Here is a 14,194-nt window from a genome sequence, read left to right on the forward strand (position 1 = left end):
CGTCGCAGGCTAGCCGCGGAACACCTGGATCACGGACGGACGCGGTGCGCGCGCCTGGCCGGGTGCCGGCGTCGTGCCTTCCGCGACGTAGTCCGGGAAGAAGGAAACCTGCGCGTCGAAGGTGCCGTCCTCGCCCGGGTGCTGCACGGCAACAAAGACCGAACGCTCCTCGTCGTGGATGATGGGGCCGCAGGTCTCGGCGTCGCGGGGAACGGCGAGGAACTGCTCCACCTTGCCGCGTTCGGCGCCGTTCAGGGTGACCTTGAACAGCCCGTCCGCGCGGCCGATGCCGGAGGGGGCGCCGTCCGTGGAGATCCAGAGGTTGCCCACGGAGTCGAAGGCCAGGTTGTCCGGGCAGGAGATGGGCGAGACCTTGTCCACCGGGAAGCCGGAGAAGTAGGTGACGTCACCCTGGGCCGGATCGCCGCAGACCATCAACAGGTTCCAGGCGAAGGTGGTGGAGGTCTGTCCGCCGGTTTCGGTGATCTCCACGATGTGGCCGTCGCGGTTCTGGTTGCGGGGATTGACCTCGGTGGCACCCTCGTTGGACCCAACACCGCGGTTGGAGTTGTTGGTGCAGGCCACATAGACCTTGCCGGTGTGCAGGCTGGGCTCCACGTCCTCACAGCGGTCCATCTTGGTGGGACCTACCTTGTCGGCGGCAAGGCGGGTGTAGACCAGGACCTCCTCGACGGTCATGCCCGGAACAGCGGAAGCCCCGTCCACCACCAGCGGCAGCCACTGGCCGATGCCGTCGAAGGCACCGTCGGCGGGCACGGCCCCGGTTCCGGTGATTTCCGCTGCCGGCGAGTTGCCCGTGAACCTCGCAACGTAGAGGCTGCCCGCGGACAGCAGGGTCATGTTGTGCTTGCGGTCGCCCTCGCGGTACTTGTCCTTCGAGACGAACTTGTACAGGTAGTCGAAGCGCTCATCGTCGCCGGAGTAGGCCACCACGTGCCCGGACTCCGCGATGATCACGTTGGCGCCCTCGTGCTTGAAGCGTCCCAGCATGGAGTGCTTCTTCGGCGTGGACGTGGGGTCGAACGGGTCAACTTCCACGATCCAGCCGAAGCGGTTCGCCTCATTCTCGTAGCCGGGGTTGCGCGTGTCCCAGCGCGGCTCGTCCAGTTCCCACTGGCGGGCGGTGGGCTTGGACGTGATGCCGTAGCGCTTGTCGCCAGCGGAAGTGCCGTTGCCCACGAAGTAGCCCTGGAAGTTTTCTTCGCCAGACAGGATGGTGCCCCACGGGGTGGTGCCGCCGGCGCAGTTGCCCAGGGTGCCCTTGATGAACCGGCCTGCAGGGTCTTCCACGGTCTTGAGGAGCGATGAGCCGGCGGCCGGGCCGGTCAGTTCGTACACCGTGGTGTTCAGGAAGCGGCGGTTGAGCGGAGCACCCTTCACGTAGGTCCACGGCTTGTTCTTGTTCGTGCGCTCCAGCTCCACCACGGACAGGCCGTGCGCGGCCGCCCCCACAGCGCGCATCTGGTCTGCCGGCATGGTGGGCGGGAACATGATGGCGTCGTTGGTGTACTCGTGGTTGGAGAACAGCACCGCTCGGCGGCCCTTGCTGCCCGGGATTTCCAGGATGTCCGTGTAGTCATTGTTGTAGCCGAACTGCTTTTCCTGCGCGGCGGCCGTCTGGTTGTACAGGTCGAACTCGGGCGCACCGTTGAAGATGGGGTCACCCCAGCGGATGACAGGCCGCCAGGTGAAGCCTTCCGGAACGGTCACGGCGTCCACGGCGGCATCGATCGACGGGATGGCCGTGAACTGCAGCTTGGACTTGCCGAAGCCTTCCTTCGCGGCCTTGGACAGGCCAGCGGCATGTGCGGATTCCGGGGAGGTTGCGGCGGATCCGAGGACGACGGCGAGCGCACCGGCGGCGCCGAAGCCCAGGGCGGCGCGGCGCGACATTGTGGTGGAGGCGATGTCACGGAAGTAGCTGTTGGAGCTGGTGTTGCAGACGTCGCCGGCGCAGGCGTTGTCGCACTTCAGCGCGCAGGTGACGGCGCTGCGCTTGCCCTTGGTATGGCCGAGCATCGGCAGCAGGGTGAACTTGCGGGCAGTCGTTTCAGACATGGGGGCCTTCCAAGGAATTTCTACGAGGTCCCGCCCACCCTGTCAGCCGGTTTCTACGCGCAGTAGTATGCCGGGTGAAGTTCCGGTTAACCGCGCGTGACCTGCAGAAACGTGCCGGAGGGGTTCAGGAAAGGCCGTGTCATGTGAAAGAGGGTTTCAAAAAAAACCACATTAAGTGAGAGAGGGTCTCCGGAAAGCCTGCGTCAAGTGAGAGAGGGACTCAGGCGGCCAGGAGCGCGTGGACGCGGCGCAGCCGGGCCAGCCACCAGTCCCGGCGTTCCGCGGATGCCGCATACCGCTCAAGCAGCCCGGCGTCGGCGGCCGCATCGCGGAGGCGGATGGCGCCGTCGTCGGACACCAAAGGATCCGTGGTGATGTCCGATTCAAACAGGGACACCGTCCCCAGCCCGCACGCATAAGGCAATTCGGGCAGGGCGGCGGCCAGGGCAAGGCCGGCGCGGATGCCCACGGAGGTGTCCAGCGCAGAGCTGACGACGGCGGGCAGCCCGGCCTGCGCCACGATGTCCAGTGCGCGCCGCACTCCCCCGAGCGGCGCCACCTTGACCACCAGGAGGTCGGCCGCCCCGGCCCGCGCCACGCGCAGGGGGTCGGACTCCTTGCGGACGCTCTCGTCCGCAGCGATCAGCACCGGGGTGCCCTCCGCCTGCAGCTGCCGGCGGACCTCGGCCAGTCCGTCGATGGCGGGGACGGGCTGCTCGGCGTATTCAAGCCCGACGCCGGCAAGCCGGGTGAGTGCCTCAACCGCCCCGGGCACGTCCCAGCCCCCGTTGGCATCCACGCGGATGGCGGCGTACGGGAGTGCCTCGCGCACGGCGGCAACCCGGGCGGTGTCGTCGTCGAGGGTCTGGCCGCGCTCGGCAACCTTGACCTTCACGGCGTCCACCCGGCCAAACCGCGCCAGCACCTCCGGCACCCGCGCGGCAGGCACGGCAGGAACGGTGGCGTTCACCGGGATAACGGAACGCAGCGGCGCGGGGAACCCCTCCCAGGCAGCCTCGATGGCGGCGGCAAGCCAGCGGGACGCCTCGGCGTCGCCGTACTCGGGGAACGGGCAGAACTCACCCCACCCGGCCGGGCCCCGCAGCAGCAGCGACTCGCGCTCCATGATGCCGCGGAACCTGACCCGCATGGGCAGGGACACCACGTGCGCGCCGGCCAGCAGTTCCTTGAGCGCGGGCACCTGGGGCGGGTCGGTTGGCATGGGTTCAACTGTACAAGCGTCCGTAAATGCGTGATTTTTGGAGCCGTCCCGTCCCGGGCCCGCCGTCTTCACGCGGGTTCAGTTCCGGCACCAGGGCAAGAGTTACGCATTCCCGTCGCAGGGCGCGGTGGGCGAGGTCCAACGTGCGGCGGGATCCCAGCTTTCTGTGACACCCTTTAAGCGATGACTTTTCAACGGCAGGCAACGAGCAGGACCGCAGCCCGACCCGCAACGGGGTCGGGCTTCCTGTTCGTGCTGGCCACGCTTGCCTGTGTGTCCGGGCTGGTGGCCACCTACTACTACTTCGTCCAGACCACCACCGGCCAGTTCATCGACGAATCCGCACTCGTGGAGGCCGTGGAGCTCCATGGGCCGGCCGGCAAGGCAACCACCAAGTTCCTGGATCTCTTGCCCACCGTCTCGCTGGTGATGGCCGCCGTCGTGGTCCTGTTCGTCACCGTGATCCGCAAGCACTGGGCAGAAGCGGGGATTGCGGTGGCAGCCTGCGTCGGCGCGAACATCGCCACGCAAGTACTGAAGGATCTTCTGCCGGCCCGCCCGGACAAGGGAGTGATCACGCTGGAGCTGAACTCGCTGCCCTCCGGCCACACCACGCTGGCGGCGTCGGCGGCGGCCGCGGTGTTCCTGATGGCTTCGCCCCGCTGGCGTCCGATGGCCGGATTCGTCGGCGGCACGTTTGCCATCGCGTCCGGGGTTTCCACGCTGATCAATCAGTGGCACCGGCCGGCAGACGTGGTGGCGGCGTTCCTGCTGGTGGGCGCGTTCATGATTCCTGCCGGCTGGCTCATCATCCGCCGCGGGTCGTGGAATGCGTGGGACGGGTTTGGCGGGCACATCGGTTCGGCCCGGATCTGGCTGACGCTTCCGGTTTTCATCGGACTGGCGTCGGCCGCGGTGGCCCTGTACTCGCTGGCGCGCATTGCCCCGAGCCCCTGGCAGGAGACCAGCACCACCCACTATTTCTGGGCAGGAATCTCACTGATTGTGATCGCAGGCTACCTGGCCACGGTTGCCACGACGTCCCTGTTCGCGTACGCCGCACGACGACGTGTCCCGGCAAGGCGCTGAGTCCCTGCAGGCCAGAGAAACCTTGACCGAACCTTGACGCATTACTGGTGAGTATTTTGATGGGCCCGGTGGATAGTAGTGGCTGTCAGGAGACGGGCAGCGGCAGCGCAGGCAGCAGGCCATCCAGCCGGATTGACCTCGCGGCCCATCACTCTCCTGGCGGCGTCTTGAAGTGGGCTCCGCCAGGTAACAACGGCCACTCGCCCGGCTCCTGGCAGCCGTGAGACGGTGAGCACGTCTGTCCCCCTGCAAGCGGACGTCGTGCTCCTCAAACATCCCGGCGCCGCCCTTCCCCCCAATGGCGGCGCCGGGATTTCCACCCTGTTTGCCGCAATCAGGCCCCGGCGGGTGGCCCGGGACTGACGGCCGTGCCCAGCACATGGGCCAGGACGGGCGACAACGGAAGGACGGCGAAATTGAAGCGCCGGCTGCCTACCGGAACAAAGCCAGCCTCCCCGATGGCCGCCACAGTGTCCCGGTTTGGATGGCATCCGCCGGCGAACCGCTGCCATGCAGGCGCCAACAGGTCCTCCACTGCCGCGAACAGCCGGTTGTCCGAGCGTACGTGCTCGTAGAAAGCAAGGATCCCCCCGGGACGCAGGACGCGCCGGATCTCGGCCAGCACGGGGGCCTGCTCGCTGACGCTGCACAGAACCAGGCTGGACACAACGGCATCCACGCTGGCGTCGGCTGCGGGAATGTGTTCGGCAGCTCCGGCACGGACCGTGACAGGCACCGGAGCGGAGGCTGCTTTGGCGGCGGCGATGCTCCTGAGGTCGTCGTCCGGCTCGATGGCCAGCACACAAGTAACGGCCGGCGGGTACAGCGCGAAGGCGGAACCGTCCCCGGCGCCGATTTCGACGACGGACCCATGCAGTCCGGCGAGCAGCTCACGGCGGTGTTCGGTAGCGCCGCGGCGGTTCATCTCCTCAACCGCCCGGGCGTAGGCCCGGGCGAAGCGCGGGTGCTGCAGTTCCGCCGGCCCATGCTCCCCCGAAGGGCCGCCGGCCTGGCCGCCGCCGGTCACGCGTCTCAGCTCCCCGGGCCGGCGCTGCCGCCGGGGCTGACGCTGCCATTCAGGCGGGCGAGGGCCGCGCGGAGACGCGTGTCGGCGTCGTCCGCTACGTCCTTGACCGCCGGAGTGTCGCTGAGCTGCACCATGGTCTGCGGATCGATCGCCTGGATGGTGGTTTCACTGGCGTCGGTGCTGCGGCGGACCACAACGTTGCAGGGCAGCAGGGCACCCATGTCCGGCTCGGCTGCGAGGGCACGACTGGCCAGGTTGGGGTTGCAGGCGCCGAGGATGATGTAGTCGCCAAGGGATGCGGCCGCCTCTGGCCCCAGCTTGGCTTCAAAGGTGGCCCGGACGTTGATCTCCGAAAGAATGCCGAAACCCTGCTCGGCCAGGGCGTCCTTGGTCTGCTGCAGCGCCTCGTCCCAGGCAAGCGGAACGGTGATGGTGTGCGTGTAGCTCATGGTGCCTCCTCAGGCAGTTGCTCCTGCTGGTGGGTACCTCGCCATCGTATACCCCCGGGGGTGTTATGGCTACGGAGTTCTTCGCGGTCAGTGGATCGTCGCATCCGGCGGGCAGCCCTCCACAAGCAACTGGCAGGCCCTTGACCTGCGGAAACGTCGGAACTCTTGACTTAAAATTGAGGAATTACTCGGGTGTAAGTTGATGAATCCCCGCGAAGGTATTCCTATCGGAGCCGCTCAGGGCTCACAAGGTCTCTGCGTACACCGCACAAATTCTTCAAGGGGATTCACATGGCCAAGGTTGCTGGACGTAAGAAGCGCATCATCGGAACCACGGTGGCACTGGTAGCCATCGGCGGCGGCGCCGCCTTCGCATACTGGACTGCCGCTGGAACCGGGAGTGCCACCACAAAAGCTGACACGTCAAAAAACTTCACCATCACCAGCAAAATCACGGGGGAACCACTCTCCCCTGGCGGCCCGATCCAGACCGTTGAGTATACGGTGACGAACCCGGGCACAGGCGTCCAGAAGCTCTCAAACGTTGTTGTTACTATCGCCGACGACAACAACAGCGCCTGGACACCCACCTCCGGCTGCTCCGCGGCGGATTTCCAGATCGTGTCTCCCACTTTCACTCCCGTCGAAATTGCCCCCAATGGCGGCACCACAACAGGAACAGTAACGCTGCAGATGATCAACCGGGATACCAACCAGGACGGCTGCAAGAACGCCTCAGTCCCCCTGTACTTCTCGGCAAGCTGAAGAGGGCAGGGACTGGCATTACTGACACAGACGGTCAGGGTCCTGGCCCGATGGTGAGAAAGCCCGCCTAACTGCTCCCGAAGACGACGTCCGGAAGGTCCTATGTCCACCGCCGCCAGCTCCCCCGAAGCCCGCCCCCGGCTTCGACGGGAGCTGGCGGCGTTTTGCAGGGTCCTGCACTCCTGCGCGGCGATCGCCGTCACGGTAGTCATTGGCGCTTTGCTGGGCGCAGTCCCCGCTTCCGCCTTCTGGGAAGCGTCAGGAACGGGAAGCACGACGGCGTCAGTCGCCACGCTGCTTCCGCCCACCAACGTAGCCGTGCCTGCCAGCAGTAACTCCAACGTCACTGTCAGCTGGACCCCGTCGCCGGGGACGGTCACCCCAGCCGGCTACTTCGTCACTCGGGTCTCCGGCACGGCCGCATTCGCAGCCTGCGGTTCCAGCCCCGTTGCACCTATCGCCGCCAGCACTTGCACGGACACCTCCGTCCCCGAAGGCACACACAAGTACATGGTCACCGCCGTCTACCGATCCTGGACCGCGGCCAGTACAACAAGCGGCACCGTGAACGTATCCAGCTTGCGTGACCTGACGTTCAGCTCACAACCGTCCGCCACGGTGACGGCGGGCTCACCCATGACGTCCGTCAAGGTCCAGTTGCGGACCATCTTCGGATTTGAGGTCTGGGAATCCGGAGTGCCAGTCACGATTGGCATCGGTGCCAACCCCGGGGGAGGGACGCTCTCTGGAACGGTTACGGCCAGGACCGACTGGTCCGGCACGGCCACCTTCGACGGGCTTTCGATCAACAAGGCTGGTGCCGGCTATACGCTCGTCGCGTCCAGTACCGGGTATGCAGGTACGGTCAGCGGCAGTTTCACAGTCATCCCCGCAGCTGCAGTCAAACTCGTACTCACAGCTGGAAACCATCCTGCGGGGCCAGCGTCGTCCGCTGCCCTCCTCGGCCCCATCACAGTGGAGCGCCAGGACGCGTACGGAAATGCTGTCACGGCCGGATCCTTCTCCATAAGCCTGTCCACTAGCTCAACAGCAACGGGAATCTTTGCCGCCACGGCTAACGGCGCGCGGATCAACACTGCGACTGTCCCCGCCGGGTCAGCGTCGGCGTCGTTCTTCTACGGGGACACCAAAGCAGGCACACCAACCCTTAGGCTTTCCGCGCCGGGGTTGGCAAGTCCGGAACCAATAACCGCAACCATAAGCGCAGCGGCGCCAGCGAAACTCGTCTTCACGGCCATCAGCCCCGACGTTGAGAAAAACAAACCCATCACTCCTGCAGTAACGGTTCACGTCCTGGACGCCTTCGATAACCAAACGGATGCCCTTGCCCGGGTCACGCTGGCGTCCCACTGCAGCATCAAAGGCACGCTCCCCTTCGTATCACCGGGAGCTGTTTCGTTTCCCGAACTCGAAATTGCAGGGAAGGCGACCGCCTGCACACTGACCGCTACGAGCGGAAGCCTGGCTCCGGCAACCAGCACTCCCTTCAACGCACACTAGGACCCGACCACGCCCGGCCGTCCCGGCTCGTACAAATCGATGATGGGCAGGTGCCCGTCGGTACGGATGGCGTCGCCGCCGCCGTTGCGGTGGTGGTAGCCGCTGGAGTAGTTGAGGATGACGTGGACTGACTGCACCGCATCGGCCGCCTGCAGCGTGGCGATGATGAAGTCGCGTTCCTCGTCGGTGCGGTCGGCAATCTTGTGCGTGATCTGGAACGTGAACAAGGACAGGCCCACGCTGCGGTCGTACGTTCCGGCACCCACCCAGTCGACGGACAGGCCGCCGGGCAGCAGCCATCCGGGCGGGCATTTCCAGAACCGGACGTGGTGCCGCTTGCGCGGATTCCCGTCGATCTCGCGCTGGAATGCCAGGTCCTGCCGGTTGCCGAACACGTAGAGCGAGCTGACGGGCGCGGCCGGATAGCTGCGGCCCAGCACCGTGGAAGTGAGGGTGTGCCAGGCCGTGGCCGGGGTAATGGGGTCGGCCTCCACCCAGCCGGCGGTGCGCATGGCCCGGCGGAGCTCCTCCCTCGTCCCCACCACGGCGAGGTTCACGGGATCGCCCAGGACGCCGTCGCCCGTCCTGGCCCTGCCAATAAAGTAGTCCGGGATGTAGAGGCTGCTCAGGATTTTATGGACACGCGGCAGCAGCGCATACGCCAGGATCAGCCAGACCGGCAGGAACACCCACGCCTGCTCGGGACCGCGCGAAAGCCGCGACAGCAGGAAAAAGTACACCGCCCAGCCGACGGCAACAGTCACCGCCAGGTACAGCACCCGCTGCAGCACCGCCAGGACGGTGGCCCACCTGCTTTGCCGCCGTTCCACCGCGTTGCTGGAGGGTGAGTGGTCCGGCTCCGCCGGCACGGCGCGCTCCTGGCCAGAGTGGTCGGCGCCGCTGTCGGGCCCCGGACGGGAGCCGGCGCCGCCGTCGGGCCGGCGGCCGGGCCAGCGTTCAGGGCCGGAGCCGCCCACGTCCGGGTCGCCCAGATCGGGGGTCACGGCTCGTCGGGGTTCAGCTGCTCAACGATGATCCGCGCCGTCTCAGGGTCACCCAAAATCCTGAAATGCCCGGCTGTGGGCAGCTCGATGTTGGTGGCACCGGGAAGGACGCTGCCCTCCGGAATGTGCGGATCGAACGGTCCGTAAACGGAGGTGATGCGGCTGTTGATGGCTTCCTCGCGGGCGAGCTCCAGCGTCAGGGCGTTGCGCGGCGAGAAGATCCTCAGGGTGGGCAGCAGCATGTACCTGGCATAGCGCGATCCCGAAAACGGCGTGCACACGGTGATCATCCGGTCGATCCGCTGCTCGGGGTCGAGCATCAGCATGGTGTACTTGCCGATCAGGCCGCCCTTGCTGTGCGCCACGATCGCAGCGTCCTGCAGGCCCGCTTCCTCGATGTGCTGGGCCACCATCCGCGCGGCGACGGGCACATCGAGTTTGTTCCGCTGCAGCACCGTGACCACGTGGACGGGATGGCCGGCGTCGTGGATGCACTGGATGAGCGGCATCATGAACTGCCAGTTTTCGTAAACGCCCGGAATGATCACCACGGGCCGCCGGTGGCCCTGGTGGAAGGACCCTGGCTGGACCCGCGACAACACTCCCCGGACCTGCCATCCCGCGGCATAAAGGTAGTCCTGCAGCCACCACATGGCTTTGCGCAACGGACTTATCCGAGTGCTCACGCCCCGTTCACTCATCTGTCGAGGATATCCCTAGTAGTTGCGCCGGTGCTTCAGGCGGGGAATAACGACGGCGAACACGGCCGCCGCCGCAAAGCCCAGGATGCCCGTGGCTGAGACCCCCGCGCCCAGGGTGGCAACGGCGGTCACCCCGGAGAGAAGCACGGGACCGGCGGTAGACCCGGCATCGGCCATGAACCGCCACAGCCCCAGGAACTGCCCGCGGCCGCGGTCCGGCGAAAAGTCCGCCCCGAGGGTCATCACCAGTCCGGAACTGATCCCGTTGCCAAACCCGATCAGCAGCGCGGCCAGCAGGAGCCCCACAAACGATCCCGTGAGAGGAATCAGCAGCAGCGCTGTCCCCATGATCAGCGTGGAGGGCACGGCAACAAACTGCCGGCCTTTCCGGTCCATGAGCTTGCCCGCGGGATAGAACACCAGCATGTCGATGGCCCCGGAAAGCCCATAAATCAGGGAGGCCGACGTGGCGTCCATGCCCAGGTGGTCCGCCCACAGCGGGATGACCACCTGCCGGGACGAGCGCAGCGCGCTGAGCAGCAGGATGCCCATGCCCAGGCTGAGGAACACGCCCGCGTGGGATACCGCGACGCTCCGCAGCGTGGGCTCCGGACCCTTGTGCCCGCCGTCGGGCGCTGGAGCAACGGCCAGGTCCGGAATGGTGAGTGACAGCAGCGCGGCGCCCGCCATGGTCACCACCCCCACCCAGTACGCGCCGCCGATGCCGGAAAACTGCATTACGGCCGCGCCCAGGAACGGCCCGATGAACACACCGATCCGGTTCACCCCGCCCAGGGTGGATAGCGCCCGTGCCCGGAACTCCACGGGCACGGCCTCGGTGAGGTACTTCTGCCGGGCCAGCCCAAACACCGCCCCTGACATTCCGACGACGGCCATCGCCGCAGCGAGCAGCCAGAGTCCGTCGGGCACCAGCGACGTCAGCCCGGCGGCCGCGAGCGCGAGGCCGGCTGCGACGGCGGCGCCCACGATTGACCAGCGCTCACCGAATTTGAGCGTCACCAGGGAGGCGGGCAGGTTGAAGAACCAGGAGCCCAGCCCGATCAGGGTGACGATCAGGGCGGCCACAGCCACCGAGGCACCCAGATCCCGTGCGGTCAGGGCCACCACCGGCAGGATGGCGCCCGTACCGATTCCGTAGAGCAGCGTGGGCCCGAACGCTGCCACCGCGATGCCGCGCAGGCTGAAGGACTGGGGGTCATCGGGGGAAGTCATCAGATTTATTTTATGGCCGCCCGCGAGGCGCCGCCGCCCGGCCTGCGCACCGAATGCCGGCGTCAGTACGCAGGGACTGTCCGTGCGCACCGAACCCGGGCCTCAGCGCGCAGCGCGGTACAACCCCAAGCCGCATTTCCCCGGCGGCGGGAGACTACTGGCGGGCCCGCTCTCCGAAGCCTGCCAGCGACCTGAACAAGGCTACGATTTCCACCACCATGCCGATGATGGAGCCCACGATGCCCAGCCCCAGCAGCACGCGCACCACCACGGGCCAGCCCGGCCAGCTGTCCCCGAAGTCGAAAGGGAAGACCTCCCACAAGCGGAACGTGGCGGCGAGCCCTATTCCCAGGACCACCAGGTTTCCCAGCGCCATGATGCCCCTGTTGCGGATCACCACAAAGACGAGGTTCGCCACGATGCCTGCGGTCAGTGACGCGTTGATGATGCCGAGCACGCGGTCCATATCCGGGGTCAGGAACGGCACCACCTGCCAGCCCGGCCAGATGTTGATCCCCCACATCATCGCGGCGTTAACCAGGACAGACACAACGTTGCCGCCGCGGCTGGTCACCGTCTTGTCAGCCATGCCATCTCCCGGAGCCAGATAACAGCAAAATCATTGGACGTGCCGCCTGCCAACATCGTCCCCGCGGCAACTCCGGTCCGGAAGGGCCGAAAGGCCCGCAAATGAAGCGAATCGGGGGTCACAAACGCCCCGCGGAGGAGTAGCGTTCGCCTTATGGGGCGCTGATCCGCGCCCATACCAAAGGGGAGGTCAGTCGATGGGTGAAGTGTGGATCCGAACGCTCGGCAACGGGCTGGTCCGGGCAGACAGAGTCACCGAAATTTCATCCACCCGCGGGTCCCTCCAGGAGGACCAGGGCTATTCGCTGAAGGTCATCGTGGACGGCAAGGGCCATGTGCTTATTGACGACGACGAGCTCCAGGGCTCGCTGGCCGAGCGGCTGGAATACGCCCGGCACGTGGAGGACGCCCTGCTGCTTGCCATGGACGAGGCGAAGGACAGCAGCACCGCCGTCGTCATCTCCTACGAACCGGAGCGCGAGCGCTGGTCAGCCGCGCCGGTCACGGTGTTAGCCGGAAGGCTTTCCGAAGCAGTGGGGTGAGGATCTGGCTGTCCGCCGCGTTCGACGGCGGGCGGCAAGTTGCGTTCGACGGCGGCCGGCGCCCCGGGTGCCACTGGCTTGGGTGCCACAGGCTGCGCTTCCTGCAGGACGGTCCGTGCCGGCAGGCCGGTGATGCCGGTGCGCGTGAAGCACAACGCCCACAGCGCCACCACCAGCACAACAACCACCACCCACGGCAGATCCGGCCATGCCAGCAGGAAAGGCACGGCCACGGCCACCGCCGTCACGATCAGCAGGTACCACGCCACGTACCACCACGGGTTGGCCGGCGGGTTGCGGGTGGGGTCGCTCGATTGCGTGAAGGACGGGCGGCGCATCCGCTGGAGCCGGTCGTGCAGCACTCCCCACACCGGCCCGTTCAGGAGCGCCACCAGTAGGCCGGCAAACACTGCCGTTGCCGCAACCAGCACGCCCCAGTCCTGCCAGTGCGCCCAATGGTAGGTGGGGCCGGAGCACAGCCAGGCGGACCACCACGGGTCCGGCCCCTCCCCGGGCCGCCCGCACCGGACCAGGTTCCGCGCCCAGTCCTGCGACCCCAGCCAGGCCAGCGCAGCTGGAGCGCTTAGTCCCGAGGTGAGGACAGCAAGCAGCCGCGTCACTCCCAGGCTCTTCACCATGACGCGGTGCGGGCGGAGCCGCCGGTCGCCGTCGAGCATCCTCAAGGCCAGCCCGCCGGAATCCGGCGGCGGCGGATCCAGGATCAGCCGCGCCAGCGGGTCCAGCACCTCTACGCGGTTCTTGGAGTAGACAATGTGGTCATAAATCAGGGCGGACCTGTTGTACACCGGATGTTCCTCGGGACCGGGGCCGCCGTCGCCCTCACTGTCCCGGGCGTAGATCTTGCCGAAGACGGGACGCGGCCCGTGGGCGTGCGTGGAGATGGGCCCGGCCGGCACGAAGTCGAACTTCCCCCAGACGTTGATCCAGCGCGGCCGCTGAGGATTGGCCAGCCAGTCCGTCACCGGGTCCTCGCCCGCTCCCCCGCCCCACTGCGCATAGCCCAGCAGGTCCAGCCCGCTGCCCACGCTGACAAAGTTGGTGGCGCGGGCCTGGTTCTGGAACAGGACCTGCCCCGTGATGGCGGCACCCTGGCTGTGCGCCACGACGGTGACCTGTGTTTCCGGGCAGTGGTCCCAGCGCTGGAGCGTGTCCACCACCCGCTGCCGCATCGCTGCCGCCTGCAGGGGCTTGCGCTTCCACACCTGCGGATCGCCCAGGAAGTCGGCAAACAGGGACACAAGCTTCCCGATCCACCGGCCCGGACCCGGGATCCATGCCAGGCCGATGATCAGCAGCAGCGCCACCAGCACCGCCAGCAGGATGAAGAACCCGGCAAAGGCTGCCAGCGAGGTCAGGACGAGTTGCCGCAGCCAGGCCCCGAACCACCGGATGTTCTTTTGCCGCCCGGGATACAGGTTCCACTTGATCAGCTGGAGGGACCGCAGGTACACGCGCAGGGCGGTCCGCAGTGCCCAGGAGTACGTGGACGCGGCCGACGCCGGTTCGAAGTCCCTGCCCCAGGACGCCTCTGTCATGAGCACGGTGAGATATTCCGGAGTACCGTCCGCAGCGCTGCGGAGGACCTTGGCCAGCACTTCCGGAGGGTCACCCACCGCGTTCGCCTTGGTGATGACCAGGTGCGGGTGCGTGCTGTCGGGGACCAGGTCCAGGGAGAGGTCGTGCAGGCTCAGCATCAGTGGCTGGGCCCATTCCTGCAGGGTCCCGCCTTTGAGGGCTCGGCCCATGCCGTGGACGAACACCACCACATGGTCCGGCTGGCCCGGCGGCCCCGGCCGGCCCTGCGGTCCAGCCGGTTCCGGCCGTCCAGTGGACCCGGAACCGTCAGCGCCGCCAAGGCCGCTGCTCGCGCGCTTGCCCATGGGTACATGATCCACCCGGGCTGACCGGTGGAGGAAGGGGATACTCCACCCTCGGAGCAGTCATGGCCGCAGG

The 14,194-nt window shown here is 66.9% G+C and carries 13 protein-coding genes; 4 read left to right on the top strand and 9 right to left on the bottom strand.

All coding sequences use genetic code 11. The features are described 5' to 3' along the window. Positions 1 to 9: 9 nt before the first annotated feature. On the bottom strand, positions 10 to 2,079 hold the full coding sequence (locus tag AC4BCK_RS15290; RefSeq protein ID WP_490566083.1) for a PhoX family protein: 2,070 nt from the start codon (positions 2,077 to 2,079) through the stop codon (positions 10 to 12). A gap of 220 nt (positions 2,080 to 2,299) precedes the next feature. After that, entirely contained in the window at positions 2,300 to 3,301 is a 1,002-nt protein-coding gene (locus AC4BCK_RS15295; RefSeq protein WP_490566084.1) for an o-succinylbenzoate synthase, read from the bottom strand. A 183-nt stretch (positions 3,302 to 3,484) separates the two neighbouring features. On the opposite strand from AC4BCK_RS15295, the gene AC4BCK_RS15300 reads away from it, so the two are divergent. Continuing rightward, positions 3,485 to 4,390 (top strand): phosphatase PAP2 family protein, encoded by a 906-nt coding sequence (locus tag AC4BCK_RS15300; protein ID WP_174180145.1) that lies wholly within the window; start codon positions 3,485 to 3,487, stop codon positions 4,388 to 4,390. 334 nt (positions 4,391 to 4,724) lie between these two features. Here the strand turns inward: AC4BCK_RS15300 and AC4BCK_RS15305 are convergent, their stop codons facing one another. Together AC4BCK_RS15305 and AC4BCK_RS15310 are read right to left on the bottom strand one after the other, a co-directional pair. Next, a complete protein-coding gene (locus AC4BCK_RS15305) occupies positions 4,725 to 5,417 on the bottom strand; it encodes a class I SAM-dependent methyltransferase (protein ID WP_310108787.1) in 693 nt (230 codons plus the stop codon). Positions 5,418 to 5,422: 5 nt separating this feature from the next. Then, entirely contained in the window at positions 5,423 to 5,866 is a 444-nt protein-coding gene (locus tag AC4BCK_RS15310) for a DUF302 domain-containing protein (RefSeq protein ID WP_490566085.1), read from the bottom strand. A 291-nt stretch (positions 5,867 to 6,157) separates the two neighbouring features. On the opposite strand from AC4BCK_RS15310, the gene AC4BCK_RS15315 reads away from it, so the two are divergent. Beyond that, entirely contained in the window at positions 6,158 to 6,631 is a 474-nt protein-coding gene (locus tag AC4BCK_RS15315; RefSeq protein ID WP_490566086.1) for a hypothetical protein, read from the top strand. Between the two features lie 102 nt (positions 6,632 to 6,733). Further along, the gene (locus AC4BCK_RS15320; RefSeq protein WP_366277039.1) at positions 6,734 to 8,152 is read left to right on the top strand and encodes a hypothetical protein; all 1,419 of its coding nucleotides are present in this window, start codon (positions 6,734 to 6,736) and stop codon (positions 8,150 to 8,152) included. Here AC4BCK_RS15320 and AC4BCK_RS15325 read toward each other — a convergent pair. The 4 genes from AC4BCK_RS15325 to AC4BCK_RS15340 all read right to left on the bottom strand — a co-directional run bounded on the left by AC4BCK_RS15325 (position 8,149) and on the right by AC4BCK_RS15340 (position 11,679). Beyond that, a complete protein-coding gene (locus AC4BCK_RS15325; RefSeq protein ID WP_366283808.1) occupies positions 8,149 to 9,156 on the bottom strand; it encodes an LssY C-terminal domain-containing protein in 1,008 nt (335 codons plus the stop codon). The genes AC4BCK_RS15320 and AC4BCK_RS15325 overlap by 4 nt on opposite strands. Beyond that, entirely contained in the window at positions 9,153 to 9,857 is a 705-nt protein-coding gene (locus AC4BCK_RS15330) for an esterase/lipase family protein (RefSeq protein WP_490566087.1), read from the bottom strand. The genes AC4BCK_RS15325 and AC4BCK_RS15330 overlap by 4 nt, the downstream gene beginning before the upstream one ends. A gap of 15 nt (positions 9,858 to 9,872) precedes the next feature. Next, positions 9,873 to 11,090 carry an MFS transporter gene (locus AC4BCK_RS15335; protein WP_490566088.1) on the bottom strand — a complete coding sequence of 406 codons (1,218 nt, stop codon included), beginning with the start codon at positions 11,088 to 11,090 and terminating at the stop codon, positions 9,873 to 9,875. 154 nt (positions 11,091 to 11,244) lie between these two features. After that, entirely contained in the window at positions 11,245 to 11,679 is a 435-nt protein-coding gene (locus AC4BCK_RS15340) for a hypothetical protein (protein ID WP_310108760.1), read from the bottom strand. A gap of 196 nt (positions 11,680 to 11,875) precedes the next feature. Here AC4BCK_RS15340 and AC4BCK_RS15345 point away from each other — a divergent pair, with 196 nt between their 5' ends. Continuing rightward, positions 11,876 to 12,220: a hypothetical protein gene (locus tag AC4BCK_RS15345; protein ID WP_174180164.1), complete on the top strand. Its 345-nt coding sequence runs from the start codon at positions 11,876 to 11,878 to the stop codon at positions 12,218 to 12,220. Here AC4BCK_RS15345 and AC4BCK_RS15350 read toward each other — a convergent pair. Continuing rightward, positions 12,142 to 14,121, bottom strand: a complete 1,980-nt coding sequence (locus tag AC4BCK_RS15350; RefSeq protein ID WP_490566089.1) for a hypothetical protein — start codon at positions 14,119 to 14,121, stop codon at positions 12,142 to 12,144. The two genes, AC4BCK_RS15345 and AC4BCK_RS15350, sit on opposite strands and share 79 nt — an antisense overlap. Positions 14,122 to 14,194: the final 73 nt, after the last annotated feature.

This window comes from Pseudarthrobacter sp. As-47 (assembly GCF_058215595.1).

What these genes read in the sequence shown, in the direction of transcription:
- AC4BCK_RS15310 (WP_490566085.1), bottom strand. Translation starts at nt 5,866, where the DNA reads ATGAGCTACACGCACACCATCACCGTTCCGCTTGCCTGGGACGAGGCG.
- AC4BCK_RS15330 (WP_490566087.1), bottom strand. Translation starts at nt 9,857, where the DNA reads ATGAGTGAACGGGGCGTGAGCACTCGGATAAGTCCGTTGCGCAAAGCC.
- AC4BCK_RS15290 (WP_490566083.1), bottom strand. Translation starts at nt 2,079, where the DNA reads ATGTCTGAAACGACTGCCCGCAAGTTCACCCTGCTGCCGATGCTCGGC.
- AC4BCK_RS15300 (WP_174180145.1), top strand. Translation starts at nt 3,485, where the DNA reads ATGACTTTTCAACGGCAGGCAACGAGCAGGACCGCAGCCCGACCCGCA.
- AC4BCK_RS15350 (WP_490566089.1), bottom strand. Translation starts at nt 14,121, where the DNA reads ATGGGCAAGCGCGCGAGCAGCGGCCTTGGCGGCGCTGACGGTTCCGGG.
- AC4BCK_RS15315 (WP_490566086.1), top strand. Translation starts at nt 6,158, where the DNA reads ATGGCCAAGGTTGCTGGACGTAAGAAGCGCATCATCGGAACCACGGTG.
- AC4BCK_RS15320 (WP_366277039.1), top strand. Translation starts at nt 6,734, where the DNA reads ATGTCCACCGCCGCCAGCTCCCCCGAAGCCCGCCCCCGGCTTCGACGG.
- AC4BCK_RS15340 (WP_310108760.1), bottom strand. Translation starts at nt 11,679, where the DNA reads ATGGCTGACAAGACGGTGACCAGCCGCGGCGGCAACGTTGTGTCTGTC.
- AC4BCK_RS15295 (WP_490566084.1), bottom strand. Translation starts at nt 3,301, where the DNA reads ATGCCAACCGACCCGCCCCAGGTGCCCGCGCTCAAGGAACTGCTGGCC.
- AC4BCK_RS15335 (WP_490566088.1), bottom strand. Translation starts at nt 11,090, where the DNA reads ATGACTTCCCCCGATGACCCCCAGTCCTTCAGCCTGCGCGGCATCGCG.
- AC4BCK_RS15345 (WP_174180164.1), top strand. Translation starts at nt 11,876, where the DNA reads ATGGGTGAAGTGTGGATCCGAACGCTCGGCAACGGGCTGGTCCGGGCA.